The 23,560-nt window shown below is 38.6% G+C and carries 18 protein-coding genes; 9 read left to right on the top strand and 9 right to left on the bottom strand.

What is annotated here, in order from left to right:
* The 3 genes from DNJ75_RS01380 to DNJ75_RS01370 form a co-directional block, all read right to left on the bottom strand.
* Positions 1-834: IS701 family transposase (locus DNJ75_RS01380; protein ID WP_170137161.1), on the bottom strand; the 834-nt coding region annotated here is incomplete at its 3' end.
* Positions 835-931: 97 nt separating this feature from the next.
* Positions 932-1,174, bottom strand: coding sequence for an MFS transporter (locus DNJ75_RS01375; RefSeq protein WP_117001374.1), 243 nt, complete (start codon positions 1,172-1,174; stop codon positions 932-934).
* Positions 1,171-1,596: a nuclear transport factor 2 family protein gene (locus DNJ75_RS01370; RefSeq protein WP_117001373.1), complete on the bottom strand. Its 426-nt coding sequence runs from the start codon at positions 1,594-1,596 to the stop codon at positions 1,171-1,173. The genes DNJ75_RS01375 and DNJ75_RS01370 overlap by 4 nt, the downstream gene beginning before the upstream one ends.
* Before the next feature lie 118 nt (positions 1,597-1,714).
* On the opposite strand from DNJ75_RS01370, the gene DNJ75_RS01365 reads away from it, so the two are divergent.
* The 3 genes from DNJ75_RS01365 to DNJ75_RS01355 all read left to right on the top strand — a co-directional run bounded on the left by DNJ75_RS01365 (position 1,715) and on the right by DNJ75_RS01355 (position 5,352).
* A complete protein-coding gene (locus tag DNJ75_RS01365) occupies positions 1,715-2,566 on the top strand; it encodes a LysR family transcriptional regulator (RefSeq protein ID WP_117001372.1) in 852 nt (283 codons plus the stop codon).
* Positions 2,567-2,713: 147 nt separating this feature from the next.
* The gene (gene trhO / locus DNJ75_RS01360; RefSeq protein WP_117001371.1) at positions 2,714-3,703 is read left to right on the top strand and encodes an oxygen-dependent tRNA uridine(34) hydroxylase TrhO; all 990 of its coding nucleotides are present in this window, start codon (positions 2,714-2,716) and stop codon (positions 3,701-3,703) included.
* 236 nt (positions 3,704-3,939) lie between these two features.
* Positions 3,940-5,352 (top strand): coniferyl aldehyde dehydrogenase, encoded by a 1,413-nt coding sequence (locus DNJ75_RS01355; RefSeq protein ID WP_117001370.1) that lies wholly within the window; start codon positions 3,940-3,942, stop codon positions 5,350-5,352.
* Positions 5,353-5,366: 14 nt separating this feature from the next.
* Here DNJ75_RS01355 and DNJ75_RS01350 read toward each other — a convergent pair whose 3' ends face one another.
* Both DNJ75_RS01350 and DNJ75_RS01345 read right to left on the bottom strand, forming a co-directional pair.
* A complete protein-coding gene (locus DNJ75_RS01350; RefSeq protein ID WP_117001369.1) occupies positions 5,367-5,675 on the bottom strand; it encodes a helix-turn-helix domain-containing protein in 309 nt (102 codons plus the stop codon).
* Positions 5,672-6,034: a type II toxin-antitoxin system RelE/ParE family toxin gene (locus tag DNJ75_RS01345; RefSeq protein WP_117001368.1), complete on the bottom strand. Its 363-nt coding sequence runs from the start codon at positions 6,032-6,034 to the stop codon at positions 5,672-5,674. The genes DNJ75_RS01350 and DNJ75_RS01345 overlap by 4 nt, the downstream gene beginning before the upstream one ends.
* Positions 6,035-6,221: 187 nt before the next feature.
* On the opposite strand from DNJ75_RS01345, the gene DNJ75_RS01340 reads away from it, so the two are divergent.
* The 4 genes from DNJ75_RS01340 (at position 6,222) to DNJ75_RS01325 (ending at position 11,299) form a co-directional block, all read left to right on the top strand.
* A complete protein-coding gene (locus DNJ75_RS01340; protein ID WP_117001367.1) occupies positions 6,222-9,074 on the top strand; it encodes an ATP-binding protein in 2,853 nt (950 codons plus the stop codon).
* Positions 9,075-9,120: 46 nt separating this feature from the next.
* Positions 9,121-10,338 (top strand): pyridoxal phosphate-dependent aminotransferase, encoded by a 1,218-nt coding sequence (locus DNJ75_RS01335; RefSeq protein WP_117001366.1) that lies wholly within the window; start codon positions 9,121-9,123, stop codon positions 10,336-10,338.
* 8 nt (positions 10,339-10,346) lie between these two features.
* The gene (locus tag DNJ75_RS01330; protein ID WP_117001365.1) at positions 10,347-10,973 is read left to right on the top strand and encodes an NAD(P)H-dependent oxidoreductase; all 627 of its coding nucleotides are present in this window, start codon (positions 10,347-10,349) and stop codon (positions 10,971-10,973) included.
* Positions 10,974-11,110: 137 nt separating this feature from the next.
* Positions 11,111-11,299, top strand: coding sequence for a hypothetical protein (locus DNJ75_RS01325; RefSeq protein WP_117001364.1), 189 nt, complete (start codon positions 11,111-11,113; stop codon positions 11,297-11,299).
* Positions 11,300-11,317: 18 nt separating this feature from the next.
* Here DNJ75_RS01325 and DNJ75_RS01320 read toward each other — a convergent pair whose 3' ends face one another.
* Positions 11,318-13,537 (bottom strand): glycoside hydrolase family 18 protein, encoded by a 2,220-nt coding sequence (locus tag DNJ75_RS01320; RefSeq protein WP_117001363.1) that lies wholly within the window; start codon positions 13,535-13,537, stop codon positions 11,318-11,320.
* 433 nt (positions 13,538-13,970) lie between these two features.
* Between DNJ75_RS01320 and DNJ75_RS01315 the strand changes: the two genes are divergently transcribed.
* Positions 13,971-14,735, top strand: coding sequence for an enoyl-CoA hydratase-related protein (locus DNJ75_RS01315; protein WP_117001362.1), 765 nt, complete (start codon positions 13,971-13,973; stop codon positions 14,733-14,735).
* 41 nt (positions 14,736-14,776) lie between these two features.
* Entirely contained in the window at positions 14,777-15,907 is a 1,131-nt protein-coding gene (locus DNJ75_RS01310) for a CaiB/BaiF CoA transferase family protein (protein ID WP_117001361.1), read from the top strand.
* Between the two features lie 3 nt (positions 15,908-15,910).
* Here DNJ75_RS01310 and DNJ75_RS01305 read toward each other — a convergent pair whose 3' ends face one another.
* The 3 genes from DNJ75_RS01305 to DNJ75_RS01295 all read right to left on the bottom strand — a co-directional run bounded on the left by DNJ75_RS01305 (position 15,911) and on the right by DNJ75_RS01295 (position 23,521).
* Complete coding sequence (locus tag DNJ75_RS01305) at positions 15,911-16,519, bottom strand: hypothetical protein (protein WP_117001360.1); 609 nt, start codon at positions 16,517-16,519, stop codon at positions 15,911-15,913.
* 37 nt (positions 16,520-16,556) lie between these two features.
* Entirely contained in the window at positions 16,557-18,977 is a 2,421-nt protein-coding gene (locus DNJ75_RS01300) for a DUF1554 domain-containing protein (protein WP_117001359.1), read from the bottom strand.
* Between the two features lie 173 nt (positions 18,978-19,150).
* Positions 19,151-23,521 carry an RCC1 domain-containing protein gene (locus tag DNJ75_RS01295; RefSeq protein ID WP_117001358.1) on the bottom strand — a complete coding sequence of 1,457 codons (4,371 nt, stop codon included), beginning with the start codon at positions 23,519-23,521 and terminating at the stop codon, positions 19,151-19,153.
* Between the last annotated feature and the right edge of the window lie 39 nt (positions 23,522-23,560).

The raw sequence follows: 23,560 nt of genomic DNA, 5'->3' as shown, positions 1-23,560 counted from the left end.
GTAGACAAGCATGTCACGCTTTTTACCATAAACAAAGCTTGTGACTTTTTGGGCTTTAGCTTTATATTCATTTGCCAAATCCCTAACAGAACCTGCTTTGGCACCATATTTTGCAGGACGCCCACATGTTTTACCTTCGATAACCTCAGGAAAACCGTATAAAACACTGTTTTTGCGTAACATGGTGAGGATATGGACTCGATTACCTAGTTGATCTTTTAACGGGTTGTACAATTTACCATTACCAAACCATGAATCAGTCACAATAAGAATGGGGGATTTTGTCCAGGTGCTAAGCTTAAGAATCATTTGGCAGGCCAGTGTAATTTTACTGTTAAAACACTCAGCCGCTGCTTTGTTGCTAGAGTGATAAAATCGCGTCAACAATGGCAAAAATGCCCAACGGGTATGAATGAACTTTAAGAGCCCTAGTTGAACAAAGCACTGTGACCAAGGGTATTTACTTTGATTGTGCTTGGCTGCATGATCAAAGAAATGCTCACAACCAAATATTTCCTTACCGCTTTTAGGCGTGGTGGAGTCATCTAAGGCTATGATAAGGCGTCCATCAGTCAATGGTAATGGAATCAGTTTGAATATAGCTTTCCAAATCACATCCCAGTTAAAGCATTTACCTGCCATAAAGCGATAAAAGCGTGTTCTGCTAAGTGAGTAACCGATTATCTGAACGAGTTTACGATAAATTTGACTGCTGATACCAGAACCAATAGGTATAATCATTGCTAAAATCACTGCACTAAAAAGCCGTCCTTTTTGAGTGCTTCTTTTAAAAAGTGCTTGCAAGTGATTAAGCAAAGGTTGTAAGGTATCCATCGATGAGTTGCTCCTGTTTTTTAGCCACCCTAAGATATAGGGATAAACTTTGGTTTGCAGCTCATCCATAGCAAATTCTTACAAAATTCGGGAAAGTTCAGATATAAAGTGTCAGTCCGAAAATAAGCACTTTAGAAGTTTTGATATGATCGGCGATCGCTCCATATAAAGGAATACCTATCGCTAAGCCAAGCATATAAAAGCTAACGGTAAGACTAATATGTGCCTTGGTAGTAGCGAAAGTGTGTTGTAATGTCGGAATCGCTGGAATGTAGATGTTTACAGTTAAGATAGACAATAAAGCAAGTAGATAAATCAGTAGTTTTATACGTGTATTCATAAGGTTTCCTTAGTATCAGATGTCTTGTGATAAGTGTGATATAGCGTATTAGAGTCTTCTAAAACGCGATAAGAGATGATCTGATTATCTTTAATCTCATAAATCGAGATGATGTAAGTGGCAAAAAACTCATTATTATGTTTAAAGATACATTCAAGATAGCCATACTCATAAACAAAATTGGTGTTGTCACTGGCAACGATATCCATTGGCGTTTTGCTGAAGCTGGTCACTGACTGGTGAATATTGGCAAAGTGACGAATGATTTCGGCTTTACCGTGAAAGTCGCCACTCCATGGTGCGCCAATGCTGTCACTATGCCATACAGCATCTTCAGCAATAAGAGCCAATGCTTGATCTGCTTGCGCATTTTTTTGATGAGCTAAAAAGTTACGGACGATTGTTAAATTATGTTGATTCATGATAACTACCTTTAGTTCTTGAACTTGTTAGCAGTATACAAAATTTAATGTTAATTAAAATTGAATAATATTTAATATGGTGTTAACTTATTTTAAACGATTTCTAGTGAGAAGCTAAATGAACTATACCTTGCAACAGTTGCGTGTTTTTATATCCGTCTATGAGTTAAAAAGCTTGCGCCAAAGTGCAGAAGCAATGTTTTTAACGCCTCCAGCCTTGACTAAACAGCTACAAAACTTGGAGGATATTATTGGTTTTCAATTGTTTGAACGAACCAATAATAAATTAATTGCTAATAACAAAGGCCATGCTTTTTACACGCTGATTAAACCAATGCTACTTGAGTTTGATCGTATTAATCAGTTGGAGCTGCCTTTTTTAAAGCATAAAAAGCCAACGCTTAAAATTGCCTTATCACAAATATTTGAGCAGAGTCTATTTTGTAAAATCAGCCAGATTATGCAGCTTGATCAATCATTTGATTATGACCTTGTTGTTGAAAATAAAACAAAGCACATTGAGTTGTTGCTTAAACATGAGGTAGATGTTGCCTTAGTTGTGCTTAATGAAGGTGAAAAAAACATGCTTAAAGATCATGGCTTTGATGTTAGACTCTATACGGATATTATTTTTGATGCTTATATTTCACGTGATTTAGCAAAAGGCTTCAACGGTATTGAACAGGAGTTAAAAACATTAAAATGTATTATGCAAACTCAATTAAAAGATATGTTACAGATTAAAAATGCACTTTATTTTTCTTCATATACGACAATACTGCATGCAATTAGCCAAGGCATTGGTTATGGCTTTTTACCAACAGCCCTGTTAGCCGTTCAGGAAAAAGAGATGCTTTTGAATATCAATAAGCAGATTCCTGAGAATATAGCTAATATGCAAAGCTATTATGTTTATGCGCAAAATTCACCATTATTAAGTCTTATTGAAATGGTTTTTAATGCCAGATAAAAGCTATCATTTGGTGTTTAGATGAAATGGTGTATAATGCGCTCACTCGACACCCATCACTAATCATATTGTGATTGTGGTTGTGTGTTTAAAATCAATAATACAAATGATAGATAGTAGAAATAAATAAGGTATAAAGGGTATAGCATGTCAAAGTACGTGGTTTCAGCACTGTATAAGTTTGTCACACTGGAAGATTATGAAGCATTAAGAGCACCATTATTAAAAACAATGGAAGATAATATGGTGCGTGGTACGCTATTGTTAGCCAAAGAGGGAATCAATGGCACGATTGCAGGAACCGCAGCAGGTATTGAAGCGGTACTTAAATTCTTAAAATCTGATGCACGTTTGGCTAATTTGGTACATAAAGAATCATTTGATGAGCATATTCCTTTTAATCGCACTAAAGTGAAGCTAAAAAAAGAAATTGTGACCTTAGGTGTCGAAGGATTAGATCCTCTTAAAGTATGTGGCACTTACGTTAAACCACAAGATTGGAATGCCTTAATCTCTGATCCTGAGGTTTTATTAATCGATACACGTAATGATTATGAGATCGAAATAGGTACGTTTAAAAATGCAGTTAACCCACATACTGAGACGTTTCGTGAGTTTCCTGAATATGTTGAAAAACATTTAGATAAGACAAAACACAAAAAAGTAGCAATGTTTTGCACCGGTGGCATTCGTTGTGAAAAATCAACTGCCTTTTTGAAAGAACAAGGCTTTGATGAAGTCTATCATTTAGAAGGTGGTATTTTAAAATATCTTGAAGAAGTACCTGAAGAAAAAAGTCTATGGCAAGGCGAGTGCTTTGTCTTTGATTCACGTGTTGCTGTGACGCATGATTTAGCCAAAGGTCAATATGATCAATGTTATGCTTGCCGTCGTCCAATTACTGAAGAAGATAAGCTGAAACCTGAATATGAGCAAGGTGTGTCTTGTCATCATTGTAAGGGCAATCATACCTCTGAGCAAAGAAAGCGTTTCTTAGAGCGTGAAAAACAAAGCCAATTAGCACGTGAGCGAGGTGAGTTGCATATTGGTGAAGAGGCAAAACAAGTAGGATTAATCCGTAAAGCGCAGAAACAGCAAAAGCGCGAAAGAGATCGTTTGGCGAATAAGAGTCGTTAACAATAAATAGGTTGGAGTTGTGCACCCTAAAAAACTATGGTTTTTACAACACCCCGTCAGTCTACGACTGCCACCCCTCTTGCAAAGAGGGGAATTAGGCAACTGTTGATTTTATATTCCCCTCTTTGCAAGAGGGGTGCCGAACTTGTGAGGCGGGGTGTTGAAATGGGAAGCTTGAGTCAATAAACTATAAATTAATTAGCTCAGTTACTTAAAGCAAAGGGATAGCTAGATCAATGGATAATATCGATAAAACGTATTTATTAAAGCTGGTTTCACTACAGAAAAAAGCCTTTTCACTTGATCAATATCCTGATTATGCATTACGTAAAGACAAGCTTAAGCGCTTATATTCAGTATTATTAAAGCATGAACAAGCATTGATTGATGCAGTAAGCGATGATTTTGGTCATCGCAGTGCCAATGAGACTTGGTTGAGTGAGATTTTTCAAGTTACTAGTACCATTAAGTATGCCCTTAAATCTTTGCGCAGTTGGATGGCTAAAGAGAAGCGTCATACCAGTATTATTTTTAAGCCCGCTAAAAATTATGTTTATTATCAGCCAGTAGGTGTTGTTGGCATTATGGTGCCATGGAATTATCCCATTTTGCTGAGTTTGTCGCCGCTTATCTATGCCTTGGCTGCGGGAAATCGAGTGTGCATTAAACTCTCAGAGCATACACCTAAGACCAATCGCGTGATGATGGAAATTTGCAAACGCGCTTTTAATATTGATGAAGTGGCGGTTGTCACAGGCGATGCTACAGTGGCGCAAAGTTTTAGCGAATTACCTTTTGATCATTTGTTTTTTACTGGATCAACGGCTATTGGCAGAAAGGTAATGCAGGCTGCCACTAAAAATTTAACACCTGTGACGCTTGAATTAGGCGGCAAATCGCCGTTGATCATCAGTCAAAATTTTCCTTTAAAAAAAGCGGCTAAAATGATTACTTTTGCCAAAGGATTAAACGCCGGACAAACCTGTATTGCGCCGGATTATATATTTGTTCATGCGCAAAAACTTGAGGCATTTGTTACTGAAATGGAAGTGGCGTTTAAAGAAATGTATCCGCAATATATGACTAATGATGATTATAGTAGCGTGATGAATGAGGCACAGTTTAATCGTTTGCAAGGATATATTGACGAGGCAAAAGACCAAGGTGTTAAAGTTGTTGTGCTAGATGAGCTTAAAGCGACTAATGACCACAGTCGAAAGATGCCTATTTCATTGCTATTAAATCCAAAGAGTGATTTGCAGGTGATGCAAGATGAGGTCTTTGGTCCATTATTACCGGTGTTAAGCTATCAATCGATTGAAGAGGTGATAAGTTATATTAATCAAAAACCTCGTCCATTGGCTGCTTACCTTTTGAGTTATGATCGCACTGAACAAGAGTATATTAATAGGAATATTATTAGTGGCGGGATGTGTATCAATGATGTGTTAAACCATATCGCGCAGCATGATCTACCTTTTGGCGGCGTTGGTAATTCAGGTATGGGGCGCTATCACGGGTTTGAAGGGTTTAAAACATTCTCCAATGCCAAAGCGATTTGTCAACGCGGTAGATTCAATAGTGCCCTTTGGCTTTATCCGCCTTATGGGCAACGATTTTCTTGGTTTCGTAAATTTTTAAAAGGGTAAAATAGATATATTTTTTACAGTCGGTGTTGTTGCAATGATTGATGAACGATTTCAGGATTACAAGATATAACGGTTAGGTAAGCTCTTGTTGCAGAGTCAGGTCTAGTGACTTTTTGTTCCCATTTTTCAAGTGTGCGTAATTTAAAACCATATTTTTCACAAAACTCACCACGAGTAATATTTAACTTTAATCGGATTTCCTTGACATCAATATCTTCAGGAATGAAAATTTGATGTGACTTGGCTGCTGATAACTCGCCTTTGCTAATTTGAAGTGCCTCTTTAGCGCTTTGCAGTAAACTTGTTTTGAAATCAAAGCTCATATTTTACCTCGTAACTGATCTGATTTATGGTTTTTAACCATTTGTTTAACAATTCTTTTTAGTGCATTCTCTGTTTCGTTATCAATGTTATCAGCAACTGACTTTGGATAAGTTAGTAGCAGATAAATCGGCATGCTAGAATCATAAAAATAGTAAATAGTTCGCATACCACCACTTTTGCCTGAATTCTTTGTTCGTTGCCATCTTAGTTTTCTGCAACCGCCAGTGTTAGGTACAATATCACCGATTTCTGGATTTTGTGATATTGCTTCTATCATTTCATCAATAACATCACGCTCACAAAATTTTTCAGAAACTCTTAAAAACTCCGGTGTTTCAACAATTGTTAACCAGCTCATAGAAAGAGGCTTAAGGTGTTGTTCATGTTGAGAATTATAGATGTCAACGATAAATGATTCAACCCAATATGGGTTTTTATTTAAAAATGTTCGCAACTTCAATTTTTAAGATGGCAGTTTCCCACTGCAAAATGATTTATGGGTGATATAATTCATCATTAAACGCGCTAAATCAAAAGCACATTTTATGCTTAAAAATGTTGGCATCCGCGGGCGGATGATTTTATTAACCTTATTACCAACACTGACAGTGTCAGCATTGCTTGGGTTTTATTTTATCAGCATGCGCTTCTCTGATTTGGATCGTAATCTATATATTCGTGGTGAGGCAGTTACTACTGAGCTTGTTGCCGCCTCTGAGTATGGCTTGTACTTTGACAGCAAGATTATCTTACAAAATGTCACGGATAATATTTTAAGCTATCCGGATGTGCGCATGGCTGCGATTTATGATCGTGATGGTAATTTATTAACATTCACGGGTAGAATACCGCAAGTAAATCCTCGTTTTTTTAAAGAAAATTCAGACTTGATTAGTAAAAAAATCTTTATGCAAGAAGGGCATAAAAATATCCAGTTTTTAGCGCCTGTTATTTCACGCACCATTAACCCAAAAGAAACAAGTGTTGATAAGCTTTATACGGAAAAAGATCAACGTATTGGCTGGGTTGTTATTACCTTAAGTCGCGAAAACACCATTATGAATCAGTATCAGGCAATTATTGCGACATTACTGATTGTATTGATTGGGTTAACGGTGAGTATCTTATTTGGACTACGTTTAAGTGGGGATTTGATCAATCCACTTTTTGATATTATTAATGCAGTGAAACGTATTAAAGAAGGTGCGTTAGATACCAAGCTTGATGGCAATCCACCAGGCGAACTTAAGAATCTTGAAGAAGGTGTCAATAGCATGGCGCTATCGCTTAATAATGCGCATCAGGAAATGCAGAGTAATATTAAACAAGCGACAAGGGAGCTAAGACATACGCTTAAAACAATTGAACGCCAGAACATCCAATTAGATCAAGCGCGTAAAGAAGCGATTGAGGCTAGCGAGATAAAAAGTAAATTCTTAGCCAATATGAGTCATGAGATTCGCACACCCATGAATGGAGTATTAGGCTTTTTGGACTTATTGGCAAAAAGTAAGCTGAGCTCCTTACAACGTGAGTATCTAGAAACAATTATCTTATCTTCCAATAATCTATTGAGCATTATCAATGATATTTTGGATTTCTCAAAAATCGAATCGGGCAACTTAATTCTTGAACATCAGCCGTTTAATTTGCGTGAAGAAATTACCAATTGCATGATGTTATTCAAGCCCAAGGTCATTGAGCAGCAGGTTGACTTTGGTGTTTTATTAGATCCACATTTACCTCAAATGGTCATAGGTGATGCATTAAGGTTTTGCCAAATTTTAACCAATCTTGTAGGCAATGCATTGAAATTTACTGAGCAAGGGAGCGTACGCGTTGGTATTGAGTTAAAAGCAATTCATAATGAGAAAAGCGATCAAAATGAGAAAAATGCGCAAAGTGAGCAAGTAGAGCTATATGTTACGATTAAGGACACGGGCATTGGCTTATCATCTGAGCAAATAGCTAAGCTGTTTCATGCCTTCACGCAAGCTGACTTATCAACTAGTCGCAAATATGGAGGCACGGGACTGGGGCTGACTATTAGTAAAACGCTGATTGAAAAAATGCATGGGGAAATTAAAGTTGAAAGTGAGTTGGGTCATGGCGCATGCTTTAGCTTTAATGTGTTTTTTGAGCAAGGACCAAGTGTAACGATTGAAAGAAAGAAACCAAAAAGCATTAAAAAGCTCATCGTTTATAATCAAAGTCGCTATGCCTGTGAGATGTTTCTTGCACATATTGCACTTCTTGATATTGAGTTTATTTGCTGTGAGAGTGAGACTGCATTGATTGATAGTGTGGTTGAACAAGATACGGTTGATATTGTATTGATTTATAACACACTGCCTGAAATGCAGAAATTAAAACAGTCATTAATTATGGATTTGCAGTCATTTACGCAAGCGAATATTTTTCTTATTGCTAATATGCCGCTAAATGAACTCTTTGATTACACGCATAAGCTAGATCTTAAGAATTGTTTGAATTACCCATATAAGCCTAATAAACTGGTTTCTTTTTTAGAGAGTTCTCTTGAATTGAGTGAAACAGAAGAGGCTGACACTGTAGGTGACATACCTAATATACAAGTAGAAAAATCGATACTTATTGTTGATGACAATCCCATTAATTTAAAGCTATTGCATATTTTATTGAAAACAAAAGGCTACTCTCCAGTTGATGCCTTTAGTGCAAAAGAGGCGTTATCATTAGCTCAAAAGCAAAAATTTATGATGGTCTTAACCGATGTGCATATGCCTGAGATGGATGGGGTTGAGTTATGTCATGCCTTGCGCCAAGATCAGCGTTATCAGAATACCCCTATCATTGCTGTCACGGCAGATGTTGTTGAAGGGCAGGGCGAGAGCCTTTTACAAGAGGGTTTTGATGCCATACAAATCAAGCCGATTGATGACAATGCGTTATCCGAATTATTGATGCATTATTTAGGTAGTAATGAGCTGTCATTACCAACTAAAAATGACGAGAAAAATGAAAATTTCGAGCATATAAGCGAGCTTAGCAATAAGAATGCAGCGGTTGATGATGAAATCTATATCGATATTGAGCTTGCGTCAGGCCTAGCAGGTGGCAATGTCGTTTTTGCCAAGGAAATGCTGGCAGCATTTATGGGCTCTTTAAATAGTGCTGTTGAAGAGATCGTGAGCGCTTATGAAAATAACGAGGGTAAACACTTAAGAGATTTAGTACATAAGCTTCACGGCGGTGCTAGTTACTGTGGCGTGCCTGCGTTGAAAAATAAATTAGCACAGCTTGAAAAAGCGCTGCAACATAATAATTATACGATTGATGCCATTGTGCTAGAGAAGTATGAGCAATTTGTGATGGTTTGTGATAAAACAATACAAGCTTATCATCAATATAATCAATAAATTGAGTCAATAAATTGAGTCAATAAATTTAAGGAGCGAAAGCGAAATGTTAGATCAAGCAAAACGCTTTAGTCAGCGCGTGCTAAATGTTGAAGGTTCAAAAGCCGCTGAAATGGCAGCCCGTGCTGCAAGTCTTATTAAGGCAGGGCATCAAGATGTGATTTCTTTAGCCGTTGGTGAGCCAGGATTTGATTCACCTAGCGTGGTTAAAGAAGCTGCTAAAAAAGCGATTGATGAAAATCGCACGCAATATACACCAGTAGATGGAATTGTTGAGTTAAAAGAGGCGATTATGAAACGCTACAGCCGCGATTATCAGCTTAATTTTCAACATAATGAAGTGTGTGTGACAACAGGTGCTAAGCACAGTCTATACAATATTTTTAATTGTATTTTAAATGCAGGTGATGAAGTGCTGTTCTTCTCGCCTTTTTGGACATCTTATCCTGATATGATTAAGCTTGCGCATGGTAAACCGATAGTCGTGGAGACAACGCATCACAATGATTTTCAGCCAACGGAGCATGACTTAAGAGCAAAACTTAATACCAAAACAAAGGCGTTAGTGCTTAATATTCCACATAACCCAACTGGTGCGATATATCACAAAGAAACATTGAATATGATTGCTCGTGTATTAAAAGATTACCCTGATGTTTGGGTCATTAGTGATGATATTTACGATATGCTTTATTGGGGAGATCGTCCACTGACATTGATTGAAGTGTCGCCTGAGTTAAAATCGCGTTATGCCATTGTTAATGGCGTATCTAAAAGTTATGCGATGGCAGGATGGCGCATTGGCTATATCATTGCACCCGAGGATATGATCAATATGCTTAAGCGTTATCAGTCACAATCGATGTCATGCGCGTGCTCTATCTCACAGTATGCTGCAATAGAAGCTCTCAATTTACCAAGATCAGCACTATTTGAACAACTAGCAATATATCAAGAACGTGTCAATTTTTGTTATGAGGCATTACAAAACGTGCCAGAGATAGATTGTCTATTACCAGAGACAACCTTTTATTTATTCCCTTATGTGCAGCCAATTATTGAAGCATTAGGCTTTAAAGATGATGTGAGTTTTTGTTTGCATTTATTAGAAACCAAGCATTTAGCTGTTATGCCAGGTTCCGCGTTTGGTGCACCAGGTTACCTACGCCTTAGCTGTGCCGATGAGGTCAGTGTTTTAACAGATGCCATGGAACGCTTAGTTGATTATGTTAAACAAGAAAGAGTACATGCCAAAGCATTATAAAGAGGATCATGATGAATTATATTGAACTATTAGAGCAACGCTTTGCTTGCAAGAAATTTGACCCAACACGCAAAATTTCTGCCAAAGATAAAGCATTTATTTTAGAAGCAGGGCGGCTGTCACCATCATCGTTTGGTTTGGAGCCATGGCAGTTTATTGTGATCCAAGATGATAAATTGCGTGAGAAATTAAAACCTGCATGCTGGAATCAAAGCCAAATTACAGATTCAAGCTTTATTGTTATTATCTTAAGTCGCAAAGCGCATAACTTCCGTGGTAAGAGTGATTATGTTCGTCAAAAGGTTTCGCGCCGAAATTTACCACAAGAAATGCAGGATACTTACCTAGGTTTAGTGCAAAACTATCTCAGTGTTGAAGATACGGATGCTTGGGCAAAAAGACAGTGTTATATTGCACTAACGAATCTACTCAATGCCGCACAATCTTTAGGTATTAGCAGCTGCCCGATTGAGGGTTTTGAAGCTGAAAATGTCAAGAAAGTCCTTGATGAATATAAACAAATCAATTTTGATGATTTTGATTTTTCAGGTGTGATGTGTGCATTTGGTTATAGTGCCATGGATTTACCAAAAAAGTTTCGTGCTGCTTCAACCGAAGTTATTATTGAAATTTAGCGATCGAATGTGATTTTTCTAAAACCATTTTTATTTGCTGTGACATCTTAAGCTTTTATTAATTTTGATTATTGATGATGGACAGGTGTTATAACACTCACCCCAGAAAATGAACAATAATTAAAGGAGCACTTAAGATGAAAAAGAACAAATTTTTTAAAGCGATTGCACTGATATTTATCGGTATTTTCTTAGCAGGTAACTTAGCTGCTGCTTATGCCGGTACCGATTATGTATCAAACTCAAATAAAGCATACAAGCACAGTCTTGTTCAACCAGCTCAAAATACCCCGAACATACCAATGACAGGCTCGGATGGTATGTAACAGTAACACTGCATCGTATTAGTTAAATGTATTAGCTAGCGCATCAATGAGTGATGGATCAGGATTGGTTTCAGGGTTGGGTGCATCACCTGAAGTATCCCAAAACATTGCCCCTTTTAACCCTTGCTGTTTTAGCCAATGCGCTTTGATTTTAACCATCGTTGCCGAATCATACGTAATAAACATCCGTGATAACGGGTTGTAATAATAGCTTTCAACAATTCGATCAAATGGGTAGGTAACACCTGAGACTGTATAACCATTGATGCCCACCTCACCAAAGTTGCCAACACTTCTTAACACATTGTTGTTATCACGCACAAGAATATAGGTGTAATCAGATGCTGTGTTAGCAAAGCTTGTGCACACTTCATTATCCTTAACATTTGAGAAGCTATCCCCCATGAGGCAGTTATACCCTAGACTGCCATTCTCCCACTCACCAGGTCCTGTGATACCTGATTGATAAACTCCTGGAATATGTGCTAATCCAACATCTACTTCTACCCATTGGCGACCATAGAGCGGAATCCCAGCGATGATTTTTTGATTGCTGACACCTTCGGCATTAAGTGCGGCAACACTGCTGATGAGATTCCATTGCCCTTTGGTCGTCGTATAGTTTGGTGCATCAGCACCTTCTGTGGCAGATAAGGGGGATTGATGTCCTGTGGTACTATCCCAAGTTCCTGCCGCATCATAGGACATGATGTTGACCGAATCAAGATACGGTAGCATCTGACTATAGTGATTAAGGGCAATATTTTCAGGTGCTTGATTGATGGCAATACTTAAATGATAGGTTTTGCCAGTGGTGTTACTTAAGTTATCCAACTTTTGACGAACGACTTTAATAAGCTCAACATAGTTGGCAGCATCGTTATATTGTAAGTATTGATCAAGAATCGCTTGCTTTTGCTCATTGGTAATACCAGCACCTTGGGCAGCAATAGCCGTATTAGCGGCATTGATATGCTCATTTTGCACACCCCATACAGGAAACTCCCAATCAAGATCAAGCCCATCCATATTGTATTGCTCAACCAATGCCGTGGCACTATTAGCAAAGGCTAGACGTTTTTGTGGATCAGCAGCAACACTTGGGAAATTGCCAGACCATGTCCAACCTCCAATAGAAAAAACAGCAATCAAGTCGTTATTATACTGGTTCTTTGCCAATGTCTTTAACTGTTGAATACGCTCTAGATTACCATAGAAAGGTTTGTTAGAACCTTCGCCATACCATGTGCCTGCTTTATAGGTGCCATGCGTAGTGGTAACGTCTGTTGTAAAGCGTTTCTCCGTATCGGCATAACCATCACCAAGTGTGACAATACCATTAGCGTTAAAGTTCAAAAAAGCATAATAAAGCACATCAAGATCTTTTGCATCTAAGTGGTGTATTTGGTGATCGCGACCATAGGTGCCCCACGCAGGATAATAGGCGCCAACCTCGTAAAAAACATTATCCACTGCATAGCTAATCGCAAGATCTTGTGTGCTTGCAGCAGTAACGGTTATATTGTTGGTGTTATTTGCGCTATAGTAGCGATTATTGGCATTATCAAGATAGCCCTGATAGCTAATCGTATAAGTGCCGGGATTAAGACTCAAGGTGACATTGAAGTTATTGGTCATTTGTGAGCTAACAAGATTTGATTCATTATCATAAATACTTACCAAACGTTCAGTGCTGCCACTAGGAAGGTTGTTTAATGTGATATGAATAACACCAGCTTCTGCGGCAAGCGCATTGTAATTAAGTGAAACGGGGCTGGTCATGCCACTGTGTATTGAAATGCTTGCCGTTGTTAGTACATAATTGATCCCTTCATATAAAATAGTGGACTCAACAGAATAGTCATTGCTTGCTAACGTAACACCCGATTGGCTACGCATTTCCGATAAATTATAGCTGACAACTTCTTGATTTGGTTTAATAAAGTTAACCGTGCCATCGGCTGTTTCAGGAATACCATTTGCTATAAATTGCACGATATTAATTGATGGTATTGGTGTTGGTTCAACCTCGGTTTCAGGTACTTCAGACTCGGTGTTTTCCGTGTTTTCTGTGTTTCCTATTGTTGTATTCTCGGATGATGGTAAGGTTTGGTGGTCTGACTCAGACGTTGGTGTCGATGTTGGTGATGTTTCATTGCTTGCGCCATCAGAGCCGCCACCGCAAGCACTTATGATCAAAGCTGTCAATGTGAGAAAATAAAGTTTAGATAATTTCATGCTGTTCTCCTTAATAATTGCACAGGCAGGGAAAATGATCGCAAAACAATCAAATAACTGTAACTACAGATTAATAACAGCGGTGTGCGTAATTTATGCATTTTGGATAAAAAAGATGAAAATATAGGATAAGACTAAATATTCACCCACAAGTGCTCACCGTACCCTGAGCGTAAGTCGAAGCGATGCACTGAGCATCAGTCGAAGTGGGTTATCACACTTCATAGAGGCTTCGACTTACGCTCAGCCAACGCTTACACAATCAAAGTGGTCAGGAATATGGTTATAGCCAAAATATAGAAGAGGTAAAAAGGGTAAAAAGGGTAAAGTTTGAAAAACCGACTGAACGAATGCCTATTTTAAAAATCTCACGCTATACTTAGGGGCACTGGCGCGATGCTTTGGACTGTAAAACCGAAAAGGAGATATTTCAATGGATAAGATACTCTGTCAACACGATGACAAAATCACAACAATTACGATCAATAATGGTGATAAACGCAATGCTTTTGATAGTGAGATGTCAAAAGCCGTCACGCAATTTATTCATGAGGCAAAACGCAAGAAACAGCGTGTGATTGTGCTTAAAGCCAATATTTCGCATGGCATATTTTCAGCAGGGCATGATTTAAATGAACTGACATCAGTCGATGAGATTACCAATGATCCGATGTTTGAAATGTTTGATGCGATGACGGCATCACCGTTACCTATTATTGCCCAAGTCGAAGGTGCTGTTTATGCCGGTGCTTTACATATGCTGATGGTTTGTGACATGGTTTATGCCACCAATGACAGCAAGGTGATTATTACCGCCAATAAAATGGGTGTGCCTTTCTCATTGCGCAATTACCAAAATTGGTTGTCAGTCATGAGTATCCATAAAGCTAAAGAGCTATTTTTTACCGCTGGTAGCATCGATGCAATGGATGCCTATCATGCAGGAATTTTTAATGCCATTTTTAGTGATGGTACATCACTTTCAGCGCGTGTTGATGAGGTCTGTCAGGCAATTATTAGTTGCTGTGCTGAAGGAGTTGCTAACAGCAAATTGCAGCTTAATGTTTTGGCTAATGATGTTACGATTAATTATGATGAAGCCGTGGCTATTGAGGAATCGAGACATAAGATTTTGAATAGTCCACAGTTTACAAAGCGTGTTGAAGCGCTTATCGCCAAGATTCATCATAAGAAATAAAAATGAAAAAATGAAAAAACGAAAGATTCAAGGAGAGAGAAATGTCACGCGTTTTAGATGATGTATTGGTATTGGATTTTACTCAAGCGTTAGCTGGACCTTATTGCACAATGCTCTTGGCTTACAATGGCGCACGAGTTATTAAAATTGAGCGTCCAGAAGATGGTGATATGTTGCGTTCAGCGGCTCCCTTCACCAAAGAAGGAACTTCAGTATTTTGGGCATCAGCCAATGCCAATAAAGAAAGTTGTGCGCTGGATTTGAAAAATTCAGAAGATATCGCATTGATTAAAAAGATCATTCAAAAGGCAGATATTCTTGTGGAGAATTTTAGACCTGGTGTGATGGAGAAATTAGGCTTAGGTTATGAAGAGGTTAAAAAAATAAATCCCGCAATTGTATACACCTCGATTTCAGGTTTTGGTACGACAGGACCAATGGCGCATGCACCAGGTTTTGATTTGGTGGGTCAAGGCTATTCAGGCATGATGTCAATCAATGGTGATTTAGATAAAGATAGCGGACGCATTGGCTTTCCTGTCGGTGATGTCAGTGCTGGGATGTGGGGCTATATGGCAACGATGACTGCCTATTGTGGGCGATTGCGAAATGGCAAAGGCGCTTATGTGGATGTCTCCATGCTAGATGGCTTATTTGCAATGATGCCAGCTGAAGTGGTGGCTTATACTAAACTCAATGAAATTGAACATTGCAGTGGTAATATTGATCCAGCTGCTGCACCTTTTGGTGCGTTACGTACAAAAGATGGCGCCGTTATTGTGGCTGTTTTGGGCGAAAAGCTATGGCTAAGTTTCTGTCAAGCGCTAGATAAAATGAATTGGCACGATGATCCTAAGTTTAAAACGGGACCTGATCGCATTAAAAATCGCACTGATTTACAAGCTGTTGTACAACCACTTTTTAGGCAAAAGACAACAGCAGAATGGCAGAGGATCTTAACTGATGCTGGTATTCCAAATGGTATCGTTAATAACATCAAACAAGCCTGTGAGCTGCCGCAGATTAAAGCACGTAATATGCTCATTGATGCTGGCGATTATACTGTGCCGGGTAATCCAATGAAGATTAATGGAAGTCATGATCTAGATACGCTTAATACGCCAGAGGCATTGGGTGCGTCAACGGCGAAGATAAGAAAAGAATTTAAGTGATCCTTACTTGACACTGATCACTTTAAATAGGCTGTTACCTCCTGTGAGTGTAATGCGTTTAACCTCTTGTTGAGCACTTTCACAATTTAAGGTGAGTTCCCAGTCTTTAGTTGTTTCATTATATTTTCTTGGTAGGCTTGACTTGGCACCAAGCGACCAAGTCGCTGTAAAATAGCTAAGTTTAACAGCACCTAATACGACGTTTTTGCAAATATAGTGATGTTGGTGATCTTTGGAGGTGAAAATAAGATCACCGTATAAACCAAGACCTGCTGTAGGATTACTCATTTTGCTGCCAATTGCTTTGCAGTTAGTATCATCAGTATCGCATGTGCTGCGGATGTTTTTAAGCCAATTAGCAACGTCACTGTTTTCTGACATAATATTATAACCAATATCAATCGTAACCCTATCAGTATCAACAATTAGTGTTGGTGGTGTTACTTCAGGGTATGCGCTAGCAACGATAAACTGTGTTTGCGTTGCATCAAGATCTGCTACTGCGGGGTCAACATAGATAGACACGCTAGAGTTGGCAAAGCTGCTGCCAATCAAACTTAGGTTAAGTAAACCAAAATAGCCAATCTTTTTAGTTAAATTTTTAATATTCATAATGAATGTTCCTTGTGATTTAGTTGATTATTGATCATTAAGATTTTTGTGCGCAATAGAGTTTGTTTGGCGTGTTACAGCTAGCTAGTTGCAGGCTGTGTTTCTCGCTCTCAAACTTAGCAGCCCATGAGTTGTCTGTGGCTAAAGGATTGGCAACATTGGCAAAATATTGAGGGCTATTTGAAGTGCCATTATTTGTCCAGTTATTACAATTGCCACTTAAGCCATAAACATCGTCATATACCGCAAATCCACTCCAAACATAGCTTTCAGTATCTTTTGCAATAGAATTTTTTAAATTGCCTAAAAAGAGTGTGTTAGGAGCAGCCACGACTTCACCATTTAAATTTAGATAGTATGCTGTTTGATCAAAACCAATATTATCTTTAACACTGCGCGAAGTATCTGCAATCACTGCTTTGTATTGACCATACATTCCACGAGAGCTTGCTTCAATCTGGCATTTGTCATTTGCACCTTCAACGCCACCTAAATTACCATTAAAGCTCTGCATAGTTATGAATATCAGGCGTGTTTTTGCCTTGGTAATAGTAGTAGGAAGCTCAGCGCTGTCTTCACTCATATTATGAGCAGATACTTTAATCTTGGCATAAAGCGGATCATTAGCATCATAATCAGTACTAACAATGATTTGACATGATTGATCTGCTGTTAAGGTTTCTTGGCAAGCTTGACTATCAATATGCAGTACATCAGCTTGATCACTGTTAAAGGATAAGTTATTAAGATCACCTTTGCCGATGTTTTTAATCACAATTGTTGCTTTATTGTCGATGTTATTTAACTGAAGCTTGGTTAATGCTGTGCCATCGATTGTTTGAAACTGTGCTTGTCCTTTCTCTCTTTCAATGACTGAAAATACGGCACTATGATTGTTATCAAGATTGGTGTAAATAGTTCCATCTTGAGCCTTAGCATATAGAGTAAATTCATAGGTGCCTGCCTGTGTATCTGGGTTAATGGTCATTATTGGCATCTCACAGCTTTGCTGAGGTGCTAATCCCGTTTCGTTTAAGCTAAGACAATTGATTGAATTAGATAAAGAGTGATCTATTTTCTTGTCACCAACTCGCTGCACTTGATAGGCTCCTTGTGTTGATGCTGTTGCTGGATACCAGTTAAAATTACCATTGTTGGTGATCTGTGTTGATACTTCACTGCTTTGATCTGTTATCTCAAAGGGATTGTTATTATTGATTGCAGATAATGTAATGCTGGAATTGGCAACGCTTATTGGAATATTCATTGTCTCAGTTATGCCATGATCATGTTCATATTCAATGACTAATTCACCTTGACCTTTTGCCGATGCTTGTGCATTAAGCACAATCATGGCATTAGATAGTGGGGCAATATCTGTGATGTTTGCTGTAAGGTTAACGTCTGAAATATCGCCTGTGATGTCTATGTGATTGATTTTAATTGGGTTATTAGAGGTATTCTTTAGCGTGACTGTATTACTATTTGCTTGTGTGAAATGGATATTAGAGCGATCACTAACAAGTACACGTTTATCATAGGCTAATGCAATATTCGTTTTAGCAATATTGCTGGCATCAATGTTAAGAAGATGACCCTTGTTAATATTATCTACAAGTTGTGCTTGATGAGTTTCATCTTCAAGGGCAGTTTTTAATTTTATCGGGTCAAGTTGCAAAGTGATAATGCCAGTTTCATCAGGCAAAATATTTTTCTCATCATCAACGATTTGATAATGTGCATTTAGTTGCTTTTTTGTCGCCTCATCTAACAGATCGATAAACCATTTGCTATCATCACCTTCAGCGATATTTAATACTACGCGATTTATCGCTTTATCTGAAATATTTTTAAAGATAACATCAATCTGACCATCACTATGAATGGTAATCGGTGTAACACTTGCTTTAGCTAATGATTGTGCTGTTGCGATATCTTCTTGTTTAATAAAATTGCCTTGGTAATGCAGCACTTTGTTTTCAATATTTTCAACTTCGATAATTAAGTTAAGCTCTTGATCAAGAAGTGTTTGTGAGCCGGTGTAGATGGTTTCAATATTAAGCACACAACTGTCATTAGCAGTTAATGTCGTTTGTGTGAGCGAACCATCATCATTGGTGATAAGACAGCTTTTTTCTGATTTATCAGCCACATATTTCAATGTAAGCCCATCAATTTGTGGGTCAATATGTGCGCCTATTACTTTAACATTGTCCTGTTTCGAGTCATTTAAACCTGTCATCAGGTTATAAGTGGTTTCAGTGCTTAGACGTTGCTTATTGATGCCAATACCTTCGGCTTTAATGCTAGAGGCTGGTGCTAATAAAGTTTCATTGTTAAGTTTAGTGCTGCCAATGATTGGTTCTGGAGAGGGTGCACCCGCTCCACCGCCACAGGCGCTGATTAAAGAGGTGCTAATGAGTGAGGGTAGAAGTCTGATTAATGTTTTATATTGCATCGTAAGTTTCCTTAAAGTTAATCACGCTGAGAGATGTTGCTTATGATAAAAAGGTTGATTGATTAAAAAAACGACAAATTGTGCGCTAAGTTGTGCGTAATGTGTGCATGATGGTTTGCGATAACAATAAAAAAGCCTGCTGTCGCAGGCTTAAATGAGTATTAGATTAGAGCTTAACCATTATAAGGGTAAACCACTTTAGGTGTTGGAACAAAACCGCTAATTGTGTTGGTACCTGTCTTATAGTACTCGTTATTACCCCAGCAATAAGCCTTATCTTGGCTGCTGATAAAGCAGTTGTTACCAGCCAGTGATTTCACCGTTTCACCTTGAGCTAGCTGACCTTGAGCAACAACAAAGGGTATTTCCCTTTGAACTGTATTTCCAGTACCTAGATCATAGGAAGCGTTGTCACCAAAGCAGTAGGCTTTATTATCAGCAAGTAAACAAGTGCTTCTAAAGTTAGCAGAGATATCTTGCAAGGTTGCATTAGCTGGAATGGCTCCGGCTTTGACCTGCACTGGTGTCGTGCGATTAGTTGTCGTATTATCTCCTAATTGACCACGTCTGTTATCTCCCCAGCAGTAAGCATGGTTGTCACTGGCAAGCCCACAGAAGTAATCATATCCTGATTGGATCTTGGTGTAGTAAGCACCTTGTGGTAAAGCACCTTGAGCAATTGCTGTTAATTGAGATGCTTTTGTATTATCTCTGGTCGGAGCACTACAGTATATCCAGTTGTTACTTGCAAGCGCACAGGTTTGGTTTACGCTCACAGCAACTTGCTTAACTGTTTCTGATGCGGGGATACCTCCTTTAGGAATGGCAACTGGGCGATCGATATCGTTACCTATCGGAATAGCAGTAGCAAATTGATTCTCTAAATTCAATCCCCAGCAATACAATTTCTCATCATTTGAGATTGCGCAAATATGGAATTGCCCACCAACAATACTTTTGAAAGTTACGCCATTTTGGGCAACTTTGGTTGGTTGTTGAATGCTACCATTATCGCCATTAGCAGTACCTGTCTTACCATTATTATTATCCCCCCAGCAGTAGGCTTGCCCCGTATTATCCAGCGCACAGCTTGTAGTTTCAGCGGCGATAATTGTCTCAAGCACAACATCTTGTGGCATTTGCCCTTGAGATACGGCAACAGGTTTACGTTGAGCGCTAGAAACATCAACCCCTAACCTGTAGGCACTCTTAGATCCCCAGCAATAGGCTTTATTATCATGTCCGATACCACATGAACCAATATCGTTACGTGTTGAGACTTGTGATAAGGCTTTCCATGCATAACTTTGGATATTAAAGCTCATGATGGAATTATTAATTGGCATATCGTTATTTGCGGTGATAGCTAACTCATAGCTACCAACAGCAAGTGCTTCAGTGGTCGTAACATGTACTTGGCAAGTTAGACTTTGCAGAGTTTGTGACAAGCTACAAGTACTACTTTCTGCACCATCGATTAGGATATCTGGCGAGCTTGAACTAATCGTGAAGCTTTGATCAGTAGAAGCTTCATTAAACCAATTTTCAGGTGCATGAATGACAACGTCAAAACCTAAGCCTGAAACAACGCCTGTGATATTTTGACCATTAGCAACAAGCTCAACAGATGCAACGCCATGATCAATAATATTTACGGTACCGATATTAAGATTATCTTGTGCTAAATTGCTGTTACTACCCATATCTAAGACTAATCCATACTCTGCTGCTGTACTGTTATCAGATACGTTTAAACCAACATAACAATAGCTGCCACTGGCAACAGCAGATCCTGTGAAGCAGCTTGGGCTCATGCTTGGATCAGTTAATTGTAAACCTGTTAGATCATCTCCTGTTAGGTGATAATTCGCAATATCCGTTGATGGCAACCAAGCAACAAAGAGCTCATTGTTGACAATTTTTAAGTCATAGTGTTTGACACTAGTTAATGGGATATTGATCGCTGATTCAGGTGCACTAAAGCTTAACTCGTTAACAAAATTAGTTTTAAAACTCATCTGTAATGTGGTTGCCGATAATCCAGATTGAGCATCCGGTGTTAATGTTAAGTTAAAGTGGTTACCTGCTTGTTCATTGGCATCAGCTGCTGCATTAAAGGCGACAAAACAAGTCATACCACTGGCTAATGTCATCGATTCTTGACATAAGGTCATCTCTGGAGATGAGGTTTGCTGTGATAGTGTGACACCTGTTGGTAAATTCTGCTCAAAGCTTATTATCTGTGCTTCAGTCGTGTTATTGGTGATCGGGATATAACGTACGCTAGGTGCTGTAAAGATAACTTCTTGTGTGAGCATACCATCCTCAAACGTCGGATAAAGCGAGTTAGCTATGCTAGGATAAAATAAGGTTGCGGCATTATTCGCAGCAAAGCCAAAGACTTTATCCAGTGTTGCATTAACATCATTATTAGCAAGAACCTCACTTTGATGTGCCATCATTGCTTGTTGCAAATCAGCAACCGTTTTACCCGCAAGTAAAGGAAGACTAAGTGTTTTAGATTCATTAACCGCAAGCATACTTAAGGTGTTAAGTGCTTGAAAGTCAATGATATTGTTTAACCATTGTGGAGCGCTAACGCTTAAGTGTTGTAGTGCTTGGCTGGCGTTGTTGGTTAAGTTGATATGTAAACCTTCTTTATCAACAGTAATCGCATTACTGCTTAATTGCGATAGCACATTAAGATCCACAAGCTCACTCGTATCTGCTTCAGGATCATTAATATCGACAACCTTGATATTGAGTGTTTCTGTGTCTGTGCTTGAGTCACCCCATTGAATGATCAAGTTACTCAACAGGCTTTTATTGGCTAAATCAACCCCTGAAATATCAAGCTTGGCAACACAAGGTGTGCTAATCATACTACCAATTTGGCAACTGTTTTCAACACTGGTATCTAATGTGTATGGCATGTCAAAGGGTAGTTTAAAGCCGTAGAGCACTTTGGCTTCAACAGGTGCAAGTACTACATAAATTGAGGCATCTTTACCTGAAACAAAAGCATTTGGTGTGTGTGTTGCATCAACAAAAATCCCGTTATCGCTATAGTTTGGTAAGGTCACTTCAGTATTTGTGTTGCTATTATTAATAACTAATTTAAACGGTTGGACAACTTGGGAGATGGCAATTTCTGGATTAACCACTAGCGAGCAGCTTGCTTTAGGTGCGACAACATTGCCACTTAAGCATGATGAAGTTTCTAAAATGCTGATCTGGTTAGTGATGTCTTTGCCTGTTGCATCGTAAACTTTATAATCACTAGCAAGCATTGAGGGCTTAAAATTAACATCACCAGTATTGATAAATTTAATCACACTATCGTGATGATCAATAAAAACACTCAATGGATCAAGGCTTAGCGAAACATCTGTATTCATTGCTACTGTCGTCTTCAAATCATCAAGATGATAGACTGAATCAGTGACAAAGGTAACATTTGTCTCAAAGCTTGAAATACCTGTGTTACTGACTTCAGGACTGACAATGACTTTGATTTGACAGCTTGCACCAGCGGCTAGTGGCAATGTGCATAGTGAAAAGTCAGCATTTACGCCCTCTACAACGGGTGAGAATTGTGCATCAATGCTATTGATGGCGTCACTGGTTATATTTTTTAAAGTAATAACTTTTTCTAAGTTGCCATTAGCATTGCGTAAAAAATCATTTGAATTATTTACAGTTACTAGTGTTGCCAAACTAAAAGACGGTGTTAATTCTACTTTTTGCGCTTTTTGCGCATTGGTTTTAACGTATAAAGCGCTTGTTGCTAACGCTTGTTTAAGTTCATTTTCCCATGCTTTTAATGCGGCAAGTGCTTCAGCGGAATTATCTACCTCAAATTTTAAGGTTGTTGCTTGCCCACTTGCTAATGTTGATACACTATTTAATGGATGGATATATGCACGTACAGATTCTGGAAATACCATTTGTGGGTTTTGCAGTACTTTTTGTGAGGTGTTAATAATATCGATTGCTGTCTGCAATCCTGGTGAGAATGAACCAACACTTGTCACTTGAATGTCTGAGCGATTAAATACTGCATCATTATCAGCCTTAAAATCGATATTGATTGGCGTTGTTACCGTGCCAGTTGTTGTTTCATAAACAAGGCTACCATGGTAGCTTGCATTTTCTATGGTTGATGTAACTTCATAATGATCTTCACAATGTTCACCAGCACTTAATGCTAAACCTTCATAACAGCCAAGATTATGCGTTAATGCATTCGCTTGTACTGTAGTTAGCTGTGGTGAGAAGTATTTAGCAATAATCTGAGCTGGCTCAGCACTGACAGAAAGGCTTGCAACTTCTGCAGTTAATTGCGTGCTATAAAGTGCTTTGTCACCATTGATTACATTATTTGGTGTATCCAATGTAACTGCAGCGTTGATCTTTGTTTGTGCAACAGGTGTGTTCTCTTCAGAGCTACCACCGCCGCCACCGCCACAGGCAACCAATGAGATGCTACCAAGAGATAATGCACAAAGAGTATATAGTTTGTTAAGTTGAGTGATCTTTTTCATAATGTTTTCCTCGAAGGTTGTTGAACATCGCAAGATGAC

Origin of the sequence: Cysteiniphilum litorale, assembly GCF_003428165.1 — a bacterium.
GTDB lineage: Bacteria > Pseudomonadota > Gammaproteobacteria > Francisellales > Francisellaceae > Caedibacter > Caedibacter litoralis.
Note: the sequence above shows the minus strand (reverse complement) of the source record. Positions and strands in the feature narration are given on the sequence as shown.